20 protein-coding genes are annotated in these 24,947 nt (G+C 28.0%); 1 reads left to right on the top strand and 19 read right to left on the bottom strand.

Going from position 1 to position 24,947, the window contains the following annotated elements; all coding sequences use genetic code 11:
- Positions 1-3: 3 nt before the first annotated feature.
- From hutI to IO99_RS13675, 18 genes are all read right to left on the bottom strand, one after another.
- A complete protein-coding gene (gene hutI, locus IO99_RS13755) occupies positions 4-1,251 on the bottom strand; it encodes an imidazolonepropionase (protein WP_198028595.1) in 1,248 nt (415 codons plus the stop codon).
- Between the two features lie 22 nt (positions 1,252-1,273).
- Positions 1,274-2,170: a glutamate formimidoyltransferase gene (ftcD, locus tag IO99_RS13750; RefSeq protein WP_035134405.1), complete on the bottom strand. Its 897-nt coding sequence runs from the start codon at positions 2,168-2,170 to the stop codon at positions 1,274-1,276.
- Positions 2,171-2,286: 116 nt separating this feature from the next.
- A complete protein-coding gene (gene hutH, locus IO99_RS13745) occupies positions 2,287-3,810 on the bottom strand; it encodes a histidine ammonia-lyase (protein WP_035134404.1) in 1,524 nt (507 codons plus the stop codon).
- A gap of 284 nt (positions 3,811-4,094) precedes the next feature.
- A complete protein-coding gene (locus IO99_RS13740; RefSeq protein WP_035134402.1) occupies positions 4,095-4,979 on the bottom strand; it encodes a DMT family transporter in 885 nt (294 codons plus the stop codon).
- Positions 4,980-5,179: 200 nt separating this feature from the next.
- Positions 5,180-5,833, bottom strand: coding sequence for a sugar transferase (locus tag IO99_RS13735; protein ID WP_156964378.1), 654 nt, complete (start codon positions 5,831-5,833; stop codon positions 5,180-5,182).
- Between the two features lie 231 nt (positions 5,834-6,064).
- Positions 6,065-7,234, bottom strand: a complete 1,170-nt coding sequence (locus IO99_RS13730; protein WP_035134397.1) for a DegT/DnrJ/EryC1/StrS family aminotransferase — start codon at positions 7,232-7,234, stop codon at positions 6,065-6,067.
- An 11-nt stretch (positions 7,235-7,245) separates the two neighbouring features.
- Positions 7,246-8,274 carry a glycosyltransferase family 2 protein gene (locus IO99_RS13725; RefSeq protein ID WP_035134395.1) on the bottom strand — a complete coding sequence of 343 codons (1,029 nt, stop codon included), beginning with the start codon at positions 8,272-8,274 and terminating at the stop codon, positions 7,246-7,248.
- A 157-nt stretch (positions 8,275-8,431) separates the two neighbouring features.
- The gene (locus IO99_RS13720; protein WP_035134393.1) at positions 8,432-9,514 is read right to left on the bottom strand and encodes a glycosyltransferase; all 1,083 of its coding nucleotides are present in this window, start codon (positions 9,512-9,514) and stop codon (positions 8,432-8,434) included.
- Positions 9,515-9,530: 16 nt separating this feature from the next.
- A complete protein-coding gene (locus IO99_RS13715) occupies positions 9,531-10,640 on the bottom strand; it encodes a glycosyltransferase (RefSeq protein ID WP_035134391.1) in 1,110 nt (369 codons plus the stop codon).
- A 74-nt stretch (positions 10,641-10,714) separates the two neighbouring features.
- Positions 10,715-12,067 carry an O-antigen polymerase gene (locus IO99_RS13710; RefSeq protein ID WP_051824137.1) on the bottom strand — a complete coding sequence of 451 codons (1,353 nt, stop codon included), beginning with the start codon at positions 12,065-12,067 and terminating at the stop codon, positions 10,715-10,717.
- A gap of 14 nt (positions 12,068-12,081) precedes the next feature.
- Positions 12,082-13,179, bottom strand: a complete 1,098-nt coding sequence (locus tag IO99_RS13705) for a leucine-rich repeat domain-containing protein (protein WP_035134388.1) — start codon at positions 13,177-13,179, stop codon at positions 12,082-12,084.
- Positions 13,180-13,189: 10 nt separating this feature from the next.
- Positions 13,190-14,482 carry an oligosaccharide flippase family protein gene (locus IO99_RS13700; protein ID WP_035134386.1) on the bottom strand — a complete coding sequence of 431 codons (1,293 nt, stop codon included), beginning with the start codon at positions 14,480-14,482 and terminating at the stop codon, positions 13,190-13,192.
- Positions 14,483-14,495: 13 nt separating this feature from the next.
- On the bottom strand, positions 14,496-15,596 hold the full coding sequence (locus IO99_RS13695; protein WP_035134384.1) for a Gfo/Idh/MocA family protein: 1,101 nt from the start codon (positions 15,594-15,596) through the stop codon (positions 14,496-14,498).
- The gene (locus IO99_RS13690) at positions 15,589-16,728 is read right to left on the bottom strand and encodes a glycosyltransferase family 4 protein (RefSeq protein ID WP_035134383.1); all 1,140 of its coding nucleotides are present in this window, start codon (positions 16,726-16,728) and stop codon (positions 15,589-15,591) included. Before IO99_RS13690 ends, IO99_RS13695 begins: the two co-directional genes overlap by 8 nt.
- An 85-nt stretch (positions 16,729-16,813) precedes the next feature.
- Positions 16,814-16,972, bottom strand: coding sequence for a hypothetical protein (locus IO99_RS19160; RefSeq protein WP_156964376.1), 159 nt, complete (start codon positions 16,970-16,972; stop codon positions 16,814-16,816).
- A 465-nt stretch (positions 16,973-17,437) separates the two neighbouring features.
- A complete protein-coding gene (locus IO99_RS13685; protein ID WP_035134381.1) occupies positions 17,438-18,754 on the bottom strand; it encodes a nucleotide sugar dehydrogenase in 1,317 nt (438 codons plus the stop codon).
- Positions 18,755-18,805: 51 nt separating this feature from the next.
- Positions 18,806-20,647: a polysaccharide biosynthesis protein gene (locus IO99_RS13680; protein ID WP_035134379.1), complete on the bottom strand. Its 1,842-nt coding sequence runs from the start codon at positions 20,645-20,647 to the stop codon at positions 18,806-18,808.
- A 183-nt stretch (positions 20,648-20,830) separates the two neighbouring features.
- Positions 20,831-21,892 carry a tetratricopeptide repeat protein gene (locus tag IO99_RS13675; protein WP_035134377.1) on the bottom strand — a complete coding sequence of 354 codons (1,062 nt, stop codon included), beginning with the start codon at positions 21,890-21,892 and terminating at the stop codon, positions 20,831-20,833.
- A gap of 382 nt (positions 21,893-22,274) precedes the next feature.
- On the opposite strand from IO99_RS13675, the gene IO99_RS13670 reads away from it, so the two are divergent.
- Positions 22,275-23,765, top strand: coding sequence for an aminotransferase class I/II-fold pyridoxal phosphate-dependent enzyme (locus IO99_RS13670; protein WP_035134376.1), 1,491 nt, complete (start codon positions 22,275-22,277; stop codon positions 23,763-23,765).
- 104 nt (positions 23,766-23,869) lie between these two features.
- Here IO99_RS13670 and IO99_RS13665 read toward each other — a convergent pair whose 3' ends face one another.
- Positions 23,870-24,631 carry a hypothetical protein gene (locus tag IO99_RS13665; protein ID WP_035134375.1) on the bottom strand — a complete coding sequence of 254 codons (762 nt, stop codon included), beginning with the start codon at positions 24,629-24,631 and terminating at the stop codon, positions 23,870-23,872.
- Positions 24,632-24,947: the final 316 nt, after the last annotated feature.

Genomic DNA, 24,947 nt, shown 5'->3' with positions numbered 1-24,947 from the left:
ATTTTATTCTCTATCTACAACTATCTTACCATTTTTTATTACCTTGTCTATAGAATTTATTCCAAAGTGATAAACTAGATAATTTAAGTTTTTGCTATTAAATATAGCTATATCGGCCTTTTTACCTTTTTCTATAGAACCTACAGATTTTTCTCTATTAATAGCACAAGCTGCATTTATAGTCATAGCATTGATTATCTCATTAGGAAGCATTCTCATCCCGAAACATGCAAAGGTCATAACATTTTGCATGGATTCAGTAGGAGATGTTCCTGGGTTACAATCTGTAGCAAGAGCAACGGCCACGTTATTATCAATCATATCTCTTGCTCTTGCAAACTTACCAAGCATTAAGTAGAAAGCTGTAGATGGTAGTAATACCGCTACTACATCATTTTCACTTAAAGCCTTTATTCCTTCATCCGAAGCTGCTATTAAATGCTCTGCTGAAATACATTTTAACTCTCCTGCAAGCTCTGCTCCCTTAACAGATTCAACTTCATCACCATGAAGCTTGAGTTTCATTCCATATTCTCTACCCTTTTCAAGGATTTTTCTACATTCCTCAGTAGTGAATACTCCTTCTTCACAGAAGCAATCTATAAATTCTGCTAAACTTTCTTTTGCTATGCCTGGTATCATTTCTTCTATTATAAGTTTTATAAAACCTTCTCTATCACCTTTATATTCCTTAGGAATAGCGTGGGCTCCCATAAAAGTAGATACCACATCTATTGGATGAGTCTTATCTAATCTTTTATTTACTTCTAATATTTTTTTCTCAGTCTCTAAGTCTAAACCATAGCCTGATTTACTCTCTACAGTAGTTGTACCGTGATTTAACATTATATTAAGTCTACTTTTAGCTTCTGCTACTAATTCATCTAGAGATGCTTTCCTAGTGTTTTCTACGGTACTTAATATTCCTCCACCCATATTTAGGATTTCAATATATCCTACCTTATTTAATTTTAGAGGTAATTCATTTTCACGACTTCCGCTATAAACTAAATGAGTATGGGGATCTACAAGTCCCGGTGTAACTGTTTTGCCTTTACCACTAATAATTATGGTATCTTCATCTATATAGGATTTATATTCCTCATCTTTTCCTACAGCAGATATTATATCGTTTTCTATAAATACAAAACCATTTTCTATGATATTGGCATCATTCATTTCCTTGCCTTTTTTTCTATGGCTACCTTCACAGGTAACCAGGCAATCAATATTCTTAATTAATATAGACATGTCTTTCAACTCCTAAGCTATTTTATTCGCTTATTCTTCTTTCTAGTATTTGATCCATTGAGAAATTTTCTATTTGAAGATAGTACTCAGCACTATTGATTAAAGCAGCCATTGGTACAAGTCCTATAACTTCACTACCAACTACTGGTACTCCATAGCGTTTTGCTTCCATCTTAACCATTTCAAAAGCTCTGTATACTGCTGTTTTTTCATAGTTTACTAAGTTCATAGATACTTGTGCTATATTTCTATCTTCAAGCATTACTCCCATAGCCTTTGCAAATCTTAATCCACCACCTAAATGTCTAACTGTCTTAGCAATGGTATCTGCTATTTGTAAATTGTCTGTGCCTAAATTTACATTGAAGGCTACTAAAGGTTGTCTTGCAGCAATAGCAACGCATCCACCCTTAACATTAACTTCTTTTGGACCATAGTCTGGTGCCCATTTATCTTCTTTTATTTTTTCAAAGAAGCCTTCATATTGACCTTTTCTTACCGTTGCTAAATTTTCTCTATGTGAAGCTGTAGCTGCTTTTTCATATAAATATACTGGAATATTAAATCTTTCTGCAATTACTTTACCTACTCTATTAGCTATTTCTACACACTCTTCCATAGTAATTCCATCTATAGGTACAAATGGAACTACATCTAGAGCTCCCATTCTTGGATGAGCTCCTGTATGAGCACTCATATCTATATTCTCATAAACCTTTTCTGCCATATTTATTATGGCTTTCTCTAGAGCTTCTGGTTCCCCTACAACAGTAACAACAGATCTATTATGGTCTGCATCACTAGAATAGTCTAGTAACTTTACTCCCTCTACTCCTCTAAATACATTTACTATAGCTTCAATTTTTTCCTTGTCTCTACCTTCACTAAAGTTAGGTATACATTCTACTATTCTTGCCATAATTAACTCCTCCTATTTATTTGTAGTTGATACCAATACCTGTATTTATAGATATTGGTATCACTTTTTATTTTTAAATTATAATATACTAATTCTTTAAAGTCTCTATGGTTGTATTAATAATTAACCTTAACCACTTCTTCAACTTTATTAGCTAGTTCTCCACTACGAAGAAGATCTGTAACCTTATCTATCTCTTTATACATAACTACATCATTTTCTATAAAGTTAACTACGTCTCTAACTGATTCATAGGCAACCTTAGTTCCTTTACCTAAAGTATAATCCTCTCTAAAATCGATAGCTTGACATGCTGCTAAAATTTCAGTAGCTACTACTCTCTCTGCATTTCTTATTATATCTCTTGCTTTTCTAGCTGCTATTGTACCCATGCTAACATGATCTTCTTGGTTTGCAGAAGAAGGTATTGAATCAACACTAGCAGGATGAGCAAGGATTTTATTTTCAGAAACTAAAGCTGCTGCTGCATATTGAGTTATCATAAATCCAGAATTTAAGCCACCATGTTTAACAAGAAAAGCTGGAAGATCATTTAATTGATAGTTAATTAATCTTTCAAGTCTTCTTTCAGATACATTGGCAATTTCACTCATAGCTATACCTAAGAAGTCAAAAGTTAATGCCATAGGTTGACCATGGAAGTTTCCTCCTGAAATAACGTCTCCTTCCTCTGTTACTATTGGGTTATCCGTTACTGAATTAATCTCTATTTCTACTTTATGTTTTGCATAATTTAATGCATCCTTAGAAGCTCCATGAATTTGTGGTATACATCTTAAGGTATATGCATCCTGTACTCTAATTTCCCCTTGAGATGTCACAAGAGAACTTCCATCTACTAAAGCTAATATGTTCTTTGCTGTTTCAATTTGTCCTTCATGAGGACGTATGTTATGAGTTCTTAAATCAAAAGCATCTCTTATTCCTCTTAGTGCTTCTACTGTTAATGCAGCAGCTATATCGCCACTCTTAATTAAGTTTATTCCATCCCATAAAGCCAAAGCTCCAACAGCAGTCATAACTTGAGTACCGTTAATTAATGCAAGGCCTTCTTTAGCTATTAATTGAACTACTTCTATACCAGCTTTATTCATAGCTTCTCTACCACTTATTATTTTACCCTGATACTCAGCTTCTCCTTCTCCTAACATTGGTAATACCATATGAGATAATGGTGCTAAATCACCAGATGCTCCTAAAGACCCTTTCTCCGGTATTACTGGATGAACTCCCTTATTTAGCATAGCCACCAAGGTTTGTAGTGTTGATAATCTTATTCCTGAGTATCCTTTGGATAAAGCATTAGCTCTAAGCAAAATTATTGTTCTTACTATATCTGTATCAAGGCTGTTGCCAAAGCCACAAGCATGAGATATAATTAAATTTCTTTGAAGAGTTTTACAATCTTCACCTGATATAGATACATCAGAAAATTTTCCAAACCCTGTAGTTATTCCATAGACTACTCTATCTTCTTCAACAATTTTATCTACAATTCCTCTAGATTTTTCTACTCTTTTTATGGCTTCTTCACTAAGCTCAACTTGATAATTATTTCTAGCCACATTTACTATATCTTCAAGTCTTAAGTCATTTCCATTGATTATTACTTTATTCATTAATATCTCCCCTTTACAATATACTTCCCTATATAATTACTATTCTTTATAAAATCAAAATAACCTTTTAATTACCTCGTCGGAATATTATGAATATTTTTAATGTATTATCATTTTAACTTACTAAAGAATTAGTTATTTAGCTAAATAAAGTGTTAAAATAGTATTATTCTTCTATACTGTATAAACAAAAAAATTTATACTATTTCATTTTTTATATATAATTATATAATCTTAAAAGACTGTATCAGAATAGTTTTGCAAATTACACTGATACAGTCTTCTTAATTCCTAATGGTATCCTTAGCCAATTCAATCATGGCTAAGATAATAATAGTACTTCCAATTATTATTTTAAAAGATATGGATTCTCCTAAAATAATAACTCCTAAAACTAAAGATACTATAGGCTCTAAAGCACTAAAAATAGCCGAATTAGTCGGCCCTATTAACTTTACTCCTTTTAGGAATGCCATTAATGCAACAACGGTAGATATAAATGCAATCAACAATATAGATATAATTCCATAAAAATTGATTGGATTATTAAAACTATTAGTAACAATTCCTGTAGTACTTCCAACTATTGCTGAAATAATAGATATGTAGAATGTCATAACATAACTATCTATATTTTTAACTTTATCATTAGAAGCGCCTAGAACGTATATAGCATAACATAATGCAGATAACAATACCAATACTACTCCAATAGTATTAATGCTTCCAACCTTAATATCTAACATTATAAATACACCTATAGTAGTTACCATCAAATATAAGAACTTTTTTAATTTAAATTTTTCTTTGTATATTATTATGGATAAAATCATAACCATTAAAGGATATGTATGTAATATCATTCCTGCTATACCTACATCTATATAATTATAGGCTATGAATAATAGTATAGATGTCATAGAATATCCTATCACTCCCATAAATAATATAAGTTTTATTTGTTCTTTACTTACCCTAAGTGAAAGTTTTTTAGTTTTTATATATATAAACAGTATTATTGATGCAAAAGTAAACCTTAGAGCTAAGGTATTTATTGGATTTGCACCACCTTTATATGCAAGCTTTGCTAAAATGGGCATTATTCCAAAGGCTATAGATGCTATTGCAATATAAAAAATTCCCTTAATTTTATTGCTACTCTTGTCCACGATTCTACCCCTCCCCTACTAAATCAACATGTATATTAAAATTTTAATATATATGAAAGGTACATCACAAATTAATTCTATATTTATTTATATTTATCACTATTATAGCTGTGTTCGCGCTATTGTTCTTTATAACTACATCTGTTTTCTTTTAGTATATAACCTTGTATAAACCTAAAATAATTATTTCTATTCTATCTTTAAAAAGCTCCCTCTCTCTTAAATACTTTAAAAAAAGTAGTAAATAATATTTTTATATCGTACCAAATAGAAAAGTTACATATATAAGTTAAATCATAGTAAATAGTTTTTCCTAATTCTATTTCTCCTCTTCCACTAACCTGTGCAAGTCCTGTTATTCCAGGTAATACTAATAATCTTTGATAATAGTTTTCTGGATAATATTTTACAACTTCAGGTATTTCAGGTCTTGGTCCAACTAAGCTCATATGGCCAAATAAAACATTAAATAGTTGTGGTATTTCATCAAGGCTTGTGTTTCTCAAAAAACTACCTACTTTTGTGATTCTATTATCACTCTTACTCTGAAATACAAAGTTATCCATATTAGTTGGGTCTATTTGTAATTCTCTCTTACTTTCAGCTGATACCACCATAGTTCTGAATTTATATATGGTGAAATTTCTTCTATCTTTTCCTACTCTAATTTGCTTAAATAATACTGGCCCCTTACTATCTAGTTTTATTGCTATAGCAATAACTAAATATATTGGAAGTAATATCACTATACCTATAAAAGATAATATAATATCAAAAATTCTTTTTACTCCAAATTGAATTTTTTTATTCTCTATTTTTTCCTTTATATCTATTACTATATTGTTCTCCAAAATAATTCCTCCTTGTACGAACACAAAATTATTATATCATTTATTTCATAAAAAAAATATTTTTAAATTATTATGAATTTATTATTACATATCTATATTATGTGAATTTGTAATATAAATATATATATTTATGCCTATATTTCATACAAATTTAATTATTTTTCATCTCTTTTGTTAAATTATAAATTAAAAGATCTAATTCCATATGAAAACTAGATCCTTTAACTCTTATATTTATTTATGGTAATTACTTATAATATGTGTAACTGTATTAATTACATCTTGAACATCTTCATCTGTCATCTTTGGATACAATGGTAATGAAAGTATAGTATCAAAGTAACTTTCAGCTACTGGAAAATCGCCTTCCTTATAACCAAAATTCTCTCTATAATAGCTCATTAAATGTACTGGTATAAAATGAACACTGGTACCTATGTTAGCTTCTCCCATAAGTTCTATAAACTTATCTCTATCAATTGTAAGTTTATCGAGCTCTAGTCTTACTACATAAAGATGCCAAGAATGGGTAGTATAATCTGCTTCTGGTGGAAGTTTAATTCCATCAAGCATAGAAAAGCCTTCTTCATATTTTTTTACAATTTCTTTCCTTCTATCTTGCATTGCAGATAATTTATTCATTTGTGTCTTCGCAAGAGCTGCTTGAATGTCGAACATATTATACTTATGACCTGGATATTCTATATCATATCTCCAAGCTCCACCTTTTCCATATCTATTCCATGCTGCTTTGCTCATACCATGAGTTGACATTACTCTTGCTTTTTCAGCTATGTCTTCACTGTTAGTTGTAAGCATTCCACCTTCGCCTGTACATATATTTTTAGTTGCATAGAAACTAAAGGATGCACAATCACCTTTTTTACCTATTAAATCACCCTTATAAAAAGTATCAATTGCATGAGCTGCATCTTCTGATACGAAAAGATCATATTTTTCTGCTATAGCTCTAATTTTATCCATATCACAAGCATGACCTGTATAATGTACTGGAACTATAGCAGTAGTTTTATCTGTTATCTTCTCTTCTATCTTATTTGCATCTATACAAAATGTTTCTGGATCTACATCTACAAATACAGGAGTTGCTCCTACATGAATTATTGTATTAGCTGTAGCTGCAAAAGTAATTGGAGTTGTTATAACTTCATCTCCTGGTTTAACTCCCCCAGCTATCAAAGCAATATGTAATGCAGCTGTAGCAGAATTCATAGCAACAGCATATTTAGCACCTGTATATTCTGCAAATCTCTTTTCAAATTCTATAGTTCTTGGTCCTTTAGCTACCCAGCCTGATTTTAATGTTTCTACAACCTCATTTATATCTTCATCATCAATTAGCGGCACTGCATAAGGTAAAAAAGTTTCTCTTTTTTTATACATATAAATTCTCCTTATCTTGACATTTCTGTATTTTTACTTGTCTTTTTATTTGATTTAAATAAATAAAAATGTATCAGTCCTTCTAAAAATCCAATTCCATAGCTAATATGTAATATAGGAAATATTATGGATATATATTTGAATAATTTTCTTTTTTGTTTTGTAATTTTAAAGGATTCAAATAAATCACTTATTATGTATATTCCTAATACACTCATCCATATATAGAATATTGGCTTAAATAATATACTTAATAAAATTCCTAAAACATTTCCTAATACAAACATCATAGGAATTAAATGTCTTATTGATGCAGTTTTACCATGCTTTTGCATAACTCTAACTTTCCAAAATCCATATTGATAATATTGTTTCCATAATTTTTTTAAAGAGCCTCTGCTATAGTAAACCGATTTAATACAAGGTGATAATAATATTTTATATCCATTTTTTATCACTCTAAAATTTAATTCATCATCTTGATTTCTAACTAATTCCTCATCAAAATATCCTATTTCATTCAATACTTCTTTCCTGTAACCTCCAAAAGCTACAGTATCAACAAATACTTCATGTTGAGCATATCTAAAAAGTGCATTTCCAACTCCAAAAGGCGAACTCATAGCAAGGGATATTGCTTGCCCTACTTGATTCTCACTTATTGTTTCTATTGGACCACCTACACAACCTATTTCCATATCTTTATACAATAACTTTACATTGTTCTCTACAAATTTTTCATCAGCATAAGCATGGGATCCAAAAATTATAATTATATTAGAATTACTGTATTTTATCCCACAATTCATCCCTTTAGGTGCAGTCAATTCTTTATTATCTATTAATTTTACATTTTCATAATTACTTTCATACTTTTTTATTATTTCTCTACTTCCATCTATAGACATACCATCACATATCAATATTTCATATAAATTTTTTGGATAAGTTTGTTTTAAAAATGAATCAATACACTTTCCAATATACTTTTTTTCATTTCTGCAGGGTATTACTATAGAAACTGTTTTAGTAAATTCCATACTTTCACGTCCTAAATAATTAATTTATTATATAATTCTGTTTAATTTTCTCTTTATATCTGATGTTGTAAAATCTTTCTCTTTTTCTATGTAAAATAATATCTCTTTTAATATATTACTATGCTAATCTATACTTCAAATAAAATATTAGTCTATACTATCTAAGTTCTAAAGCACTAGTATATATATTATTTACATTATTAAAATTATCTAATACATTATAATTTTCAATAACAAACTTTCTTCCATACTCTCCCATTTTTCTTCTTAACTCTTTATCTAGTATTAATTTTTCAATAGCATTTTTTAATTGACTCACATTTTTTGTTTCAACAACTATACTACTATTATTAGGACTCGTAGCTTCTGGCAATCCTCCCGTATTAGTTACGATAGTCGGCGTTCCACAAGCTTGAGCTTCTACTGCTGAAACTCCAAAACTTTCAAATAGAGAAGGTATTACTGCGATATCGAATTTATTAAAATTTTCTACAACTTTCTTTTGATCAATATAGCCTAAAAACTTTACTCTATCTTCTATATTTAATTCTTTACACAGTTTTTTCAAGCTTTCTTCTAAGGGTCCTCTTCCAGCCAATTGAAGCTCTATATTATCATAACTATGGCATAATTCACCAAACGCTCTAATCAAATACTCTATACCATATTTAGAATCAAAAGTTTTTATTGCACCTATTATAACTTTTTCTTTCTCTTTGTATCTACTATCAAATGGTTTAAATATATTAATATCAACTCCGAATGGAGTAATTTGTATATCTTTATATGTATATTTCTTAGTCTCCTCTGCCATAGCTTTACTAGTAGACAAAATGATATCTGCCCTTGACAAGTTTTTCTCTAAGAACTTTTGACATATTATATTTTTCTTTGGAAATTCATAAACATCACTTCCCCATACGGATATAATATAGGGGTGAAATCCAGTTAATCCGCCTAGAAAACCATAGCTAGTAGCATAATGAGCATGTAGAATATCTGGTTTAATTTTTTCCACTAATTTTCTAACCTTGGCAATAAACTTAAAATACTCAACTTTATATAATAAACTTTCTTTTTCTACTTTTTCTGAGTCAATATTAAAGCTATGAACTGTTACTCCAGGTATATCTCCATTATTTAAGGATATTACATGAATATCATATCCTAGATCTTTAAAAAAAGAACACCATTTCTTAGTATGTACACTATTTGCATCAGATAAATAACAAATTCTCATATTTACTCCTTCTATCTTAAGTCTGCTTTTGGTATAAACTATTAATAACTGCGCTTGCTCTTGCTTTCCATGTGTTTTTATTGTAAGCAACCTCTAAATTTTTTAACTTACCATTATACTCTATAAGATAATTTTTTTCTAAATAATTTAATATACTTTTTATACTTTCAAAATTATATTCAGTAGTGTATCCTATTCCATTATTAATTATAAACTTTCCACAAGCAGTATTATTAATACCTAATATAGGCTTTCTATAAGATATATATGAAAATAACTTCATTGGCATGGCAAACTCCCAATATGATGTTGGTTCTATCACCAAAGAAAAAATATCCGCATTCAATGCTTTCTTGTCAAGTTCACTTCCACTTTTATGAATTACACGTATTCTATTATTTAAATATTGTTGATAATAATCTTTGTTTGCTTCCCAATCATCAGGTCTACAGCATATATCTAGTTCAAACTTTTCATTCTCATAGATAGCCTTAACTATCATCTCTATGTTGTATAATTCTTTACTTAATCCACCTACATATAGTAATTTTATAGCTGAATCTTTTTTTAGATCTCTATTATCTAATAATTTTTGTTCACACCCTGAAGGTAATGGTATTACAGGTTTCTTTAAATTTAAAGGAATATATTTTTCCATTTCTTCGGATGGCAAATATAACACATCAATAATATTTCTATATTTAATTAAATCATAATAGTAAAATGTATATGCAACCATTTTCTTCATAAATGGAACATTCTTTTTATATTGGTCAAATCTCCAATGTATATCTCTATAGAATACTCCTATTTTTATATTATGCTTCTTGCAAAATTTAAGAAATCCAAAATCTAAAAAGGGATGTGTAGGTAAATGGTGTGACTCTGTAAGTAAAGTAGGTTCTGTAGAACTTTCCATATAAACAAAGTCATATTTTTCACCATTGCTTATTTCTGTCTTTATTTTATTTATTATATTTTTTCTTTCTTTACCATTTCCTTCTATAATGGATACTTCGTAGCCTGCATCTTCAAACCCTTTAATTATATTAACTGGTCTTATATTAGATGCACTTGGATGATCCCTATTAATTTTGAATGGATAGTATATTATACATTTATTCATATATAAATCCTGCTTTCCAAATATATCATAAAATTTCTTTTTAATTATATACCAATAATTACATTTTAATACAACTAATTTAACTTGTTATTATTAATAAATTTATATAAGTATTTACTTGAATAATTGATAAATACAAATAATAATATTATAAGTATTATATTAGAGCTATATACAAAATCAAAGAATCCACCTTGGGTAGCATAAGCTAAATCACTTGTTAATATAGCAAACAATGCTACACTCAAAGCACTTTTTCTTATTTTTTTTGCAAATACATAGTATATTAATCCAAATAAAATTCCCATATAAGCAATACTAGTTAAAACCCCTATAACTCCAAAATTAGCATATGCCTCTCCAATAAAAAATGCATTCATAACTCCTGCAATTCCATCAAATACATTTCTTGAACCATAAAATGCCATAACAATCTTAGCTGACCTAATATGTGGCAGATTTAATCCAAGTAAACTTGTAATTGTTCCACTCATACTTCTTCCCATAAGAAATGGAAAAGAATTAGGAAACAAATCAAAATGATAAATTAATGTCCCTACTTGAGTAAAAATCACTCTACTTATAGGTCCATTATGTATAGATAACGTTAAAACATATCCTGTTACTTTATACATTAATGCAATAATACCCGATAATCCACCTACCACAATATACATATATAATCTTTTTATGCCATTATTAATTAAAATATATAATATAATAAATGTGAATAAATAAAATACTACAGGTGTTTTTGCAAAGTTATATGTCTTTACAATAAGTGATGATCCAAATAAAACAATAAATAATACTATCCATCTTATTTTTTTTGTAGTTATTGCATAAGCAAATGATATATATGATGTAACTGGTATAAATGACAATATGAGTATATTCTTTACATATTGATTGATTATAACTGTATTAGAAATTATAATTCTTTCTGTTTTAAAATTAAACCCAGCTTCTGCATGTAAAAGTTTTATAAGAGGAATATATCCAATTTTAATAAGTAATAATATCATCATTAAAACACATACACTTGCTATTAATAGTACAATATAAAAGATAATTTTTTCATGGTCAACTTGTGTATCTTTTTCTAAATATCCATTATAAACTTCTTCCATATCAACTCTTAGAAATTTATGCGTAGCTATAATCATTAATGGCAATAAAATTGCAGTAAGAAATACAAAGAAAAAAGTAGTACTTATTGTTTTCTCATGTAATATATAGTTCATTGTATAGTGTTTCCTATCACCCAAAAAAACTAAACTAGCACCAATATAAGTTTGTAACACAAATAAATAAAATGTGTATGAAATTATATTAAGTTTTCTTATACTTAAAGTTCCAGCTGCTTTTTTAAATAAGTAGGTACTTAATGTTAGTCCAAATGCAACTAATAATATCTTTAAAATCATATAATTTTCTTCCTTTACTTAGTATCATTATATATGCTATTTACAAAAAACTCTTTTGTTTTAGTATCAGCATTTCTAAACCTTGTCTTCATTTCCATTATTTGCATTCTATCTACTTCATCATCTAAATAAAATTCATTCATACTTTTTAAATCCGCTAACATAGCAACATCTGTAACTTCTGTAAATCTAAGATTAATTTTTTGTAGATTCTCTAAGTTTCTAATTGAATTTAAATTATCAACATCATTATATGAAATATTTAATTCTTGAAGATTATAATTATCTTTAATAAACTCTAAATTTCTAATATTATTGTATGAAAGCTCCAATATATTCAAATCAGTAATGGCTTTTAATGAATTGATATTTTCAATTCCATTTCTATTAGCTTTTAGCTCTATAAGATTTATTAAATTCTCCACTCCTGTAAAATCAACCATGTAATTGTAAGAAACATCTAAATTAATTAAACTAATAATCTTAGTTAATGGTTTTATATCATTAACTCTATTGCTTCCTAAATTCAATATTTTTAAGTTATTTAAACCTACCAATGAATCTGTATTGCTTATATTATTCTTCATTAAATTTAGTGAAACAATTCCATTTAAATCTTCTATTGGTGTAATATTTTTTATATTGTTACCAGCTAAATTTAATTCAACTAGATTTTTTAAAGCACTTAAAGAACTAATATCCTCTATTTTATTATAACTTAAATCTAAGTTTTTTATATAAGATAAGTCTTTTATTTCTTCTATATTACTAATTTCATTTAAACTCAAATCTAGATTTTTAAGGGATGTAAAATTTTCTATTCCCTTAATACTTTTTATTTCTTTATCCTTTAGATTTAATTCTTTAATAGAATTTATATCAACATCATAAATTTCACCTATATATTTTTTAATTTCCTTACGCACAGCCATTTCAAATTTTTTATCTTCTATTTGTATAACTTCAGCATTCCTATACTTTTTTATATTAATTTTACTATTTTTAGCAATATTAAATCCTATACTTGATAATAATATTACAAAAATAACAATAATACTTGACATGTAAATTTGTTTTTTATTATTTTTTATATAATCTAAAACTTTGTACATAAAACCTCCATCATTTTTTAAATATTTTATTTTTCATTTCTTTTATTGAATTAATTTCTTCTTTATTAAATAAGAATAACCCTTCGAATGTAAAATTTTCTTTTTTGATAAATATAATCACATACACTATACCATACACTGCATAAGAAATACTTGAAGCAATGGCAGCACCATTTATTCCTATTACAGGTATTAAACATGCATTAAATACAACATTAACAGCAAAAACTACAAATGTTATATATAAATGGACTTTGGGTTTACCTGAGCTTTGAAAATATGAAGAAGAAACCCTACCTATAGATGCAAATAAAATTCCTATAAATAGTATTATAGTTGGAGCTTTCGCTTCTCTAAATGCTTCTCCATACACAATTGGAATAAGTGTGGTACAAAACATTCCTATTATCATTAATACTAGTGTAATATAAAATGTAACTTTTATAGTATTACTTGTAAGCCTCTTACGTTCATTTTCGTTACTATTACTCATATTATAAAGTCTTCCCAATATGGCACTGGATACACTACTTGGAATCATAAATAACAACTCCGCTAATGATACAGCTGTAGAGTAAATTCCAAGTTGTGATTTTCCAAGCATAAAATCTATAAAAAATTGATCAATTTTATAGTTCATGAATATAAATAGAGTAGCTAAATATATTGTTAGTCCAAATTTTAATTCTTTCTTGATTAATATTTTATTTAAAACAAATTTAAAATTAACTTTCAAATTTTTAATTAAAAATATAGAATTAAATATTACTGGAAATGAAATAATCAATAAATAAGTATATAAATTTAAAGTATTTGTAATCCATAATATAATCATTGCACCTAATTTCAATATATTTGAATTTAAATTGATTTTATTTACTTCGACTATTCTTTCATCTGCAATATAAAAAGTTGATAAAAACTCAGCTATCATTGTAAATGTTAGAATACATACACCTAATATAACCATAAAATAACTATATTGAGTAAATATAAGCCCTAATCCTTTTCCTAATATTATGGTTAGAGACATAATTAAACATATAACTATTGTGTATGTAAAATTACTATTTAGCACCTCTAAACTTGTATATTCAGTTTTCTTACTAAAGTATGGAGTAGCATATGTTATTCCAAAATGTCCATATTGACCTATTGTTTGAAAAAACAATAAAAATGATACAGATATACCTTTTCCTTCTGTTCCCAATACTCTTGAAACTATAATACTAACTAAAAAAGCTAATACCGATATACTAATTTGGGTAAGAAAATTACTCGCTATATTTTTTTTATATCCCACAGTGAACCCTCACTTACTTGTTTTTCATTTCCTTCATATCCATAGTAGAAAAATCTCCTAATGGAAACTTAACAGGCATTCCTGTTGCTGTAGACTTGTAAGCAGCTAATATTATTTCTAGAGGTTTCTTAGCCTCTTCTCCACTTACTAGTGGCTGTCTATCTTCTATGATAGAGTCTACTACATCTTTAAATAATAAAGTATGTCCAAATCCATAAACACTATCTGGATCTGCTTCTTGTGCTGTCAAAACTTCCTCTTCACTTTCCTCTGAACCTTCAATTCTCCAAGTTTCAATTTTATTTACTGCAAGACCACCTATGCAAACAGCTGCCTTTTCCCCAAAAATACTTAATGTTTCCTCTAAATTCGTAGGATATACACAAGCACTTCCTTCTATTATTCCTATAGAACCATTTTTAAATCTTATTAAAATAGCTCCAAAATCTTCAGCATCAATGTCTCTTAAGAAAGTATCACATTGAGCATATACTGTATCAACATCTGAGCACATCATCCATTGTAGTAAATCTATATTATGGATACATTGATTCATTAATGTTCCACCATCAAGTTCATAAGTCCCTCTCCAAGGAGCTTGCTCATAATATCCCATGTTTCTGTTCCAAAGTATTCTTGCTGTACCATTAACCATCTTCCCGAAATTATTTGCTTCCACTTCACTTCTTAGTTTTTGAATAGCAGTATTAAATCTATTTTGATGTGATACACATAATTTAACATTATTTTCTTTAGCACAAGCTATCATTTCATCAGCATCTTTAATTGATAACGCCATTGGTTTTTCAACTATAACATGAATATGTTTTTTCATGCAATTTATAGCAATTTCTGGATGATACCCACTTTCAGTTGCTATATATACTATATCTATATCTTCTTTTTCTAACATTTCTTTATAATCTTTATATGTATTTACTATTGCATCCTTACCTAATTTTTCAATATATTCATTTTTTTTCGCAGTTGCCTTTTCTTCAATAGGGTCGCAAGTTGCTACTAGTTTTAATGTTTCTTTATTATTTACTATTGCCTCTATTCCCTTATAGGATATCCTTCCACATCCAATAACAGCTACATTGAAATTATTCATTACTAATTCCTCCTAAAACTTTATATATACTTATAAGCTTTTCTTCTTCTTGTTTCCAATTAAATTCCTCTGAAATAGCCTTTATCCCGTTATCACCCATACACTTAATTAAATCTTCATCCATGAGTAATTTTGCTATATTTTCAGCGATATCAATCTCATCTAGAGGATTTATTACAATACCTGAATTATATGCTGTTATATATCTCTTTATAGGTGGCATATAACTTCCTATTACAGGAATACCACAACTCATGTATTCAAATTGTTTTGTAGGAATATTTTTAAAATATTTAGGTTCAGGTAATAGTGGAACAAGTCCTATTTTTGATTTATACATATATTCTCTCACTATATCATGATCTACTCTACCAGTAAAAATAATATTACTTTCTAAATCATTTTCACTGATATATTTCATCAATATATCCTTACATTTAGCATACCCAAAAGGTCCTACAAATACCATCTTTATATTTTCATACTTATTATTGCTTTTTAAAATCTTAATTGCCTTTAATATTTGTAGAGCACCCCGCTCTATTGTTATTCCACCTTGATATATAATATCATATTCTTTTTTTATTAAATCATTTTTTATAGCATTAAATTGAGTGTAATTATGTATTACTTCCACATTCTTACTAATACTATTAAACCTATCTTTAACAGCTTCATCAGCTGTAATTATAAAATCAAACTTTTTTGATATAAAAAGTTCACTTTTATCTACCATAAGTGTAGTTAATGCTCGTATAGGTTTTGGTACCTTCTTTGACATCCTAACCATATCTGGATAATGTTCATGAACATCATAAATAATTTTTGAATTTGGTAATTTTCTTTTTATTTTTAATGCTCTATATATAATTTCAAAATCATGAAAATGATATATATCGGCTCTTTCTTCTATGGCCTTTTCAATTATTAAATCTAAAATGAAAAATCTTCCTTTTAAATCTTTCGGTTTAGGTATACCTTTTATTTTTATTCCTGAAACTATCTCAAATTCTTTATCATAAGGACCTATTATAGTAATATCATCACATATCTTTTTAAGAGAATTTGCTTGCTTATAGAATATTCTTGAATCAAAAGGACTATGCCCCGTGGTTAGTATACATATTTTCATGCTATATATTCCACCTCTTCTCTTTTACTTACACGCCTCTAAATATTTTTCTTTTAGACTTATAGCACTTCTCTTCCAAGTAAGTTTAGTCATAACTTTTTTTCTTAGCTAATAATGCCATATGATCTCTTTTATCCTCATTATTTATTATATACTCCATCATTACTACTAAATCTTTTACATCTCTTGGATTCACTAATAATCCATCTAGATTATCTTCAATTAAATCCTCTATTCCTGGCATGCTCTTTTAAATTTTCTATTTCTTGTCCTTGTCCAACAATGACTAAAACTAACTCTTCATATTTTCCATGAATTTTAGCAAAAGCCTATATCTTTTTTATTCCTTTAGAAATTCTATTTCTATCTGATTAAAATCTATATTTCTAGATAAAAGTATAGCTCTTGGATAATATGCTTCTATTTCATCCCATACAGCTTTCTTGGGGATATTAAATATCTCTTATATTTATCTGAAATTAATGATAATAAAATTGGTGTATATGGCACCGGTGATACACCCTTCATATTTATATCCGGAAATTCTTCTAGCATTGCTTCACTTGCCTATGTATAAACATACCATTTTTTCATTAAAACTATTAGGATACGTATGTGATATCATCAATACATCCATAAGTAATTCTCCTCATAATTTTTAGATACAGTACTATTTTTGTACTGTATCTAAATCTAATGCCTAGATATATTAAAGTTTATTTATTTTATCTCTATTTTTTATAACATTCTTTGTCGCATTTCTTGTATCATAAAGGAGCTTAGCCTTTTCAACCATTAATTCATAGTCGTAACAACTGTGATCTGTAGTGATGATTACTATATCAGCATTATCAATTTCCTTTTGCCAATCTATTGATATATATTCAATCCCCTTATGCTTAAAAGATGGAATATATGGATCATTAATCATTATGTCTGCACCATTTTTCTCTAATATCTCAAGGACTTTCAATGTTGGCGATTCTCTCATATCATCTATATCTTTTTTATATGCTGCACCCATAACAAGTACTTTTGCACCATTTAATGCCTTTTTATGTCCGTTTAAAAGCTTCATTACATTCTCAACTACAAATTCTGGCATTGAATCATTAATTATACCTGAAGTCTCTATAAGTTTTGTATGATAATCATACTCTTTAGCCTTCCATTCTAAGTAGAATGGATCTAGTGGTATACAGTGGCCACCAAGACCTGGCCCTGGATAGAATGGCATAAACCCATAAGGCTTAGTTTTTGCAGCTTCAATTACTTCCCAAACATCAATTCCCATTCTCTTACATAATATTGCCATTTCATTAGCTAAGGCTATATTTATATTTCTAAAGGTATTTTCAAGAATTTTTTCCATCTCAGCTACTGCTGGTGAAGATACCTCCATAATTTCTCCATCTAATACACATCTGTATAAAGTTCCTGCAACCTCAGTACAATCTGGTGTACATCCACCTACAACCTTAGGTGTATTTTTAGTGTTATATTCTTTATTACCAGGATCTACTCTTTCTGGTGAAAATGCTAAAAAGAAATCCTCTCCACATTTTAATCCACTTTCTTCAAGAATTGGTTTTATAACTTCATCCGTTGTTCCAGGATAGGTTGTGCTCTCAAGAACTATAAGCATTCCTCGCTTTAAGTATTTTGCTACATCTTTTGTTGAGTTAACTACATAGGATAAGTCCGGCTGTTTATAAAGATCAAGAGGTGTTGGTACAGCTATACATACTGTATCTACTTCTTCTATGAAGCTAAAATTCGTAGTTGCTTTTAGCTTACCTGCTATAACAAGGGCTGATAAGTCATTATCTACTATATCACCTATATAATTTTCTCCATTGTTAACCATATCAACTTTTTTATCTTGAACATCAAATCCTATAACTTCATATCCAGCTTTAGCTTTTTCTACTGCTAGAGGAAGTCCTACATATCCAAGACCAACTACACCTAGTTTAGCTGTTTTATTCTTTAATTTTAATAATAATTCTTCCTTTAATTGACTCATAATCGTTCCTCCCATTAGTAATTTATTACATTACACAATTCGTTACATATCTTAGTCTTTCTTTCTTTTATATGTAGGAACTTTTTCTTCAAGCAATTTTATTATTTCTTCTTTAGTCATATTATCTACATTTCTAAACTGTTTTATAGCTTCTTCAATAAATTCTATAGTAGCATCTTTAGGTTTTTCTACAAAAATTTTATTATGCTCTGTAGATGTGAGTGCTACTTCATCCATTAAAAGCTCTTCATACAACTTTTCTCCTGGTCTTAATCCCACATATTCTATTTTAATATCTACATCCGGCTTATATCCAGATAGCGTTATTAAATCTCTTGCTAAATCAACCATTTTAACCGGTTTACCCATATCTAATACAAATATCTCTCCACCATCTGCAAGACCACCAGCTTGAATAACTAATTGAGCAGCCTCAGGAATAGTCATAAAGAACCTTGTTATTTCTGGATGGGTTACAGTTACTGGTCCACCCTTTTCAATTTGCTTTTTAAATAGTGGTATTACTGAACCATTACTTCCAAGGACATTTCCAAATCTAACTGCTACATAATCGGTTTTACTAACTTCATTAAAAGCTTGAATTATAAGTTCACAAAATCTTTTAGTAGCTCCCATTACATTAGTTGGATTTACTGCCTTATCTGTACTAATTAAAACAAACTTTTTAACATTATATTTATCACAGCATTTAGCTACATTATATGTACCTAAAATATTATTTTTAATAGCATCCCCTGCATTTCCCTCCATTAAAGGTACATGTTTATGGGCTGCTGCATGGAATACCACATCTGGTCTGTGATCGTGAAATATTTGATCTATTCTTATCGTATCTCTTACAGAAGCAATAATTACTTGTTTATTTATTTCTGGATAGTTTCTGTTAAATTCCATTTCTAAATCATAGGCATTATTCTCATATATATCCAGAATTATTATTTTCTTAGGTGAGAATTTTGCTATTTGTCGAATAATTTCAGACCCAATACTCCCACCACCACCAGTAACTAGTATTGTTTTATTTTTTATATATCTATCTATGTGCTCTGATTTTAGTTTAATTGATTCTCTTCCTAATAAATCATCAATGTTCACATCTCTCATATGATTTACATTTATGTTATCATCAATAATTTTATAAATACCTGGCATAGTTTTAATATTTTTTGTTACCTGCTTACATATATCTAAAATTTCTTTCTTAGTATTCTTATCTACTGATGGCATTGCAAGCATTATTTCATCAACTTTGTTTTGCTTGCAAAAAGATATAATTTTATTTCTATCTCCTATAACCTTTACTCCATGAATTCTCTTACCTATCTTATTAACATTGTCATCAATCAAACCTACAATTTTATAGTGCAAGGTACTATTATTTTTTATTTCTTTTATGAGTATAGCTCCAGCATCTCCGGCGCCTATAATTAATAAGTTCTTTATTTTATTAATTTGCCCTTTATCTGTCCCATTATTCTCCATGATTCTATATAAAAATCTAACTCCACCTAAACTTATGACGCTTAATAACCAAAATATAATATGAACTGTAATGGGGAATCTGAAAAATCTACTTTTTAACATGGTATGGCTTATAAAATATCCATATATTATAAATGCTATATTAGAAGCTGTCATAGAATAAACTATAGATAATAACTCCTCAACAGATGCATATTTCCAAATATTACTATACAACTTGAATATAACGTTAAATATAATAGTTAATACTACAACTGGAATTATTGATAGTAAAAAAAACTCTATATAATCAGGTTGAATCCTAAAGTCAAATTTTAGAAGCAAAGCCATATACAAACTTATTACGACAAGAATTACATCTAAAACTATAATTTTATTTTCTTTTTTCATAATTTCACTTCCTAAATCAATTATGGTAATCAAATAGGTCAATGTGTTTTAACAGCAGATTTCAAAAGTTTATCACAGTTATTATACTGTTTTTTACATATAAACACAATTCCATTCAAAGTTATTCATAAAATGTTATTTAATTATTTATATTATTATATTGATACGTTCTTATTCATTTGATTATCCTAATGTCTCTTCAAGCTCCTTTACAATTTCATCCTCTGGATCTAATTTTTTAGCTATATCTAAATGTATTTTTGCTTGATTAAAATCCTTAATATTTATATAACACATTATTAAATTAGTGCATACCTCAATAGATTTGGTAACTTCAAATACTTTCCTTAAATACTTAATTGCAGTTTCAAAATCATTCAAGCAAGCATAGTTTATTCCTAGTTCATTAAACACCTGAACATAGTTACTATCTATAGATAATGCTTCATTTAAATAGTATATAGCTTTTTCATAGTTTTGTAAAATTCTATAAGAAACTGCAATATAATAAAATATCTCAGCACTATCCCCTAATACATCTATTAGTGGTAATAATACTTCTAACGCTTTCTTCGGCTCTTCATATACAAGTTCTTTACCCTTATCAAAAGAATTGATTATATCTAGATTCTCTTTTAATACCTCAACCTCTTCATTGACATTTCCTCCCAATGATATATATTGTTTAATATTAAAATGAGCTTTTTCAAAATCTTTATCTTCATAACTTACTAGGGCTGAATAATAATATGGTTGTGGATAATCCTTAATCTCTTTTCCAAGTTCAATAAGTTTAATAATCTCTTCTTTAAATACAATATTATTTTTTCTCATTCCGTCAATTAAAATAAAAGCTTTATTCAAATTATCTGTTGTAACTTCAACTTCCAATAATCCTTTTAATAATATATACCCATCTTCATACTTTTCATTTTTAATATTCTCAAATATTTTTCCTTTTATATAATTAACGCTATTAGGAATGGATTTTATTATTTCCTTATATACATGATTAAATTTAAAGTTTTTATCTGCTCCTAGTGCATAAAAAATTCCCTCTATAAAAAAATTAACAGGAATATTAGATAAATCATCTCCTTCTTTAGTTTTGGAAACTATTTTATCTGAATTTACTGGTAGATATATATTATCTTTAAATACATATTCATTTATTTTGCTACCTTTTTTTATTTCAAGAAATAGCATTTTCTCAAGTTTTTCTAAAAAATAATTTTCATTACTCATAATGCACCTTCTTACTATTCTATATTTTTTAATTTATTCCACTAAACTATATTACCATTTATTTTATTTTTAATCATCTGTTTTTTGTATAAAGTAATATTTTCGTAATTTTTTCATGTTTTATATAACACAATTTAATAAGTACATAAAATTTACATGCTTTATTATACATTTATAATCTTATAACTCATATAATAAGTAAAACATTATAAATATTTAATTATAAACTAAAATCTTATTGCATTGATACTAATATTATTCTATAATAAATTTGTTTTATAACTTTATAAATATTATATTGGGAGTAAAATTATTATAGGGAGGTCACTAAATTATATTATTGATATCTCTATACTTTATAAATTAGAAAGAGGGTATGGAATTGTATAAGTTAAACCAAAATGAAACCCCATTATTTGATGCCTTAATGGAATATGTGAATAGAGACACTCTTCCATTCCATGTTCCTGGGCATAAAAAAGGCGTTGGAGTAGACATAGATTTTAAAAACTTCATGGGCGAAAATCCATTTAAGATTGACGTTACAGTTTTTAAACTAGTAGATAGTTATCATCATCCAACAGGCCCTATAAAAAAAGCTCAAGAATTAGCTGCTGATGCCTACGGTTCAGATGCATGCTTTTTCTCTGTTCATGGAACATCCGGAGCCATTCAAGCAATGATTCTTTCTGTAGTGGGTGCTGGGGACAAAATAATAATTCCTAGGAATGTTCATAAATCCATTACTGGAGGAATTATCTTAGCTGGTGCTATCCCTGTATATATGCAACCTGAGTTAGATAAAAAGATAGGAATTGCAAATGGAGTTACACCTGAAACAGTAAGAACTACATTGGAAGCTAACAAAGATGCTAAAGCTGTTCTTATAATCAATCCAACCTATTATGGTGTGTCTACAGACATTCAGCAAATTGCTGATATCGTCCACGAATATGATATTCCTTTAATAGTTGATGAGGCTCATGGACCACATTTAAACTTTAATAAAAATTTACCTATGTCTGCCATGGAAGCTGGTGCTGATATTTGTGCTCAAAGTACTCATAAAATTATTGGTGCTTTAACTCAAGGATCTTTACTTCAAGTTAACTCTAAAAGAGTAAGTATCCCAAGAGTAAAACAGGTTTTAAACTTAATGCATACAACTTCGCCTTCTTATATTCTAATGGCTTCATTAGATACTGCTAGAAGACAAATTGCATTAAATGGAGAAGAATTACTAGATAAAACAATAGAACTTTCTAATTATGTTAGAGATGAAGTTAATAAAATTCCTGGTTTCTATTGCTTTGGTGAAGAAATTTTAGGAGTTCCTGGAGCATATGCCTTTGATCCAACTAAAATTACAATAACTTGTAGAGATTTAGGTATAACTGGTTATGATTTAGATATGATTTTGACAAATAAGTATCATATTCAAATGGAACTTTCAGATTTATATAATGTCCTTATTGTAGGTTCCTTTGGTGATACTGAAGAGGGCATGGAAAGACTTTTAAGGGCTTTGAGAGAAATCAGTGATGACTACTATGGCAAGGGTACTGCTAAAGCAGACTTCATAGACATACCTTCCATTCCTGAACAAATACAAATTCCTAACGAAGCCTTTAACAGCGTTAAAACTTCTGTTAGAATTAAAAATAGCGTAGGCATGATTAGTGGTGAATTTCTAATGGCTTATCCACCAGGAATACCTGTACTATGCCCAGGAGAAAAAATTACACAAGAAATTGTAGATTATGTGCAACAACTAAAAGATACTGGTCTTTATGTTCAAGGTACTGAAGATCCTGAAGTTGAGTATATAAATGTAGTTAAAGATGAGGATGCAGTATTTATTAACGTTGAATAATAAATGTGAATTTTATATTATATAAATTATAATAATTAAAGGTATGATATCTCTCAGATACATACCTTTAATTATTTTTATTAATCTTTAATTGTATTGCTCTGTTAATTTTTTTTCTTATTTCTCAACTCTAATAATTTAAATTCAGCATTGGTTTTTCCTGAATTTACTATACTTTTTGCATACTGATTATAAGACATGTTAATAATGCTTTCATAAGCTCTAATTAAACTTTCAAAATAACCCATCATATAGTTTACCTTCATTAATGGCTCTGTATAAGTTACATTAAATCTTATAGTATATTTTTTTCTTACTTTCTCTGCAGCCTTTTTTAAGTAATTATAACTTGAAGCTCCTTTTGCTATAAGTTTTACCTTTTCATAATTACATGTCATCACTTCTTTATATGCTGGCATACATGCTTCAATAATATTTTCATCAAAGTATTTCTGTTTTGATGTTTCTTCCTGTACTACCTTAAGAAAATCTTGTAATTTCAAGTTAGTTTTAGCTCTAAGCTCTATTAGTTTTGATAATATATCTTTAACTTTTACAACTTCGTTATGTTCAATATCATATTTTTTATTCATTTTCTCAATGATTTCAAAGCCTTTCATCATTAATTCCAAATCAGTTTTATTTTTTTCTACTTCTTCTTCATTTTGAAGAGCCTTAATTATACTACCATTATCATCATTTAAGAATGCTTCCATAAAAAAGAATATTCTTCCTAGTCTCATTATTGTTTTCTCATCTTCTACTACTTTATTATTTGCATCAATATATATATATCCCTTTTTCTTACCAATTAAGCTGGCAATACCTTTCTTTTCAAATATTACCTCTTTATATGTATTTCCCAAAAATAGCGCTGGCTCAGATATCTTAATATCTTCAAATAACTTACTATATTTTTTTATAGCTTTTTTTTTCTTCTGAATTTGGTGCTTTGTATATTCCCATTAATTATCCTCCCATAGTAATTTTACTTATATAATTATGAATAGTAACCACTAAACTTAATATATTCTTATTATCATTAGATGTACTTTTCAGACTTTTATTATAATATATTATATCAGAAAATAATGAAAATAATATAAATTTATTGCTTATATAAAAAATATTAGCTTTACCTATATATAATAGAGTAAAGCTAATATTTTATAGAAACTTATT

It is taken from the genome of Clostridium sulfidigenes (genome assembly GCF_000732635.1).
In the GTDB taxonomy this organism is placed as follows: Bacteria; Bacillota; Clostridia; order Clostridiales; family Clostridiaceae; genus Clostridium_J; species Clostridium_J sulfidigenes.
The sequence above is the reverse complement of the archived record's forward strand: the minus strand, read 5'-3'. Positions and strand labels throughout refer to the sequence as shown.

Bases quoted from the DNA above. Each gene is read 5' to 3' on its own strand.
- ftcD (WP_035134405.1), bottom strand. From the start codon at position 2,170: ATGGCAAGAATAGTAGAATGTATACCTAACTTTAGTGAAGGTAGAGAC.
- IO99_RS13730 (WP_035134397.1), bottom strand. From the start codon at position 7,234: ATGTATAAAAAAAGAGAAACTTTTTTACCTTATGCAGTGCCGCTAATT.
- IO99_RS13695 (WP_035134384.1), bottom strand. From the start codon at position 15,596: ATGAATAATTTCAATGTAGCTGTTATTGGATGTGGAAGGATATCCTAT.
- hutI (WP_198028595.1), bottom strand. From the start codon at position 1,251: ATGTCTATATTAATTAAGAATATTGATTGCCTGGTTACCTGTGAAGGT.
- IO99_RS13675 (WP_035134377.1), bottom strand. From the start codon at position 21,892: ATGAGTAATGAAAATTATTTTTTAGAAAAACTTGAGAAAATGCTATTT.
- IO99_RS13715 (WP_035134391.1), bottom strand. From the start codon at position 10,640: ATGAATAAATGTATAATATACTATCCATTCAAAATTAATAGGGATCAT.
- IO99_RS13685 (WP_035134381.1), bottom strand. From the start codon at position 18,754: ATGAGTCAATTAAAGGAAGAATTATTATTAAAATTAAAGAATAAAACA.
- IO99_RS13680 (WP_035134379.1), bottom strand. From the start codon at position 20,647: ATGAAAAAAGAAAATAAAATTATAGTTTTAGATGTAATTCTTGTCGTA.
- IO99_RS13705 (WP_035134388.1), bottom strand. From the start codon at position 13,179: ATGTACAAAGTTTTAGATTATATAAAAAATAATAAAAAACAAATTTAC.
- IO99_RS19160 (WP_156964376.1), bottom strand. From the start codon at position 16,972: ATGCCAGGAATAGAGGATTTAATTGAAGATAATCTAGATGGATTATTA.
- IO99_RS13690 (WP_035134383.1), bottom strand. From the start codon at position 16,728: ATGAAAATATGTATACTAACCACGGGGCATAGTCCTTTTGATTCAAGA.
- IO99_RS13725 (WP_035134395.1), bottom strand. From the start codon at position 8,274: ATGGAATTTACTAAAACAGTTTCTATAGTAATACCCTGCAGAAATGAA.
- IO99_RS13710 (WP_051824137.1), bottom strand. From the start codon at position 12,067: ATGATTTTAAAGATATTATTAGTTGCATTTGGACTAACATTAAGTACC.
- hutH (WP_035134404.1), bottom strand. From the start codon at position 3,810: ATGAATAAAGTAATAATCAATGGAAATGACTTAAGACTTGAAGATATA.
- IO99_RS13720 (WP_035134393.1), bottom strand. From the start codon at position 9,514: ATGAGAATTTGTTATTTATCTGATGCAAATAGTGTACATACTAAGAAA.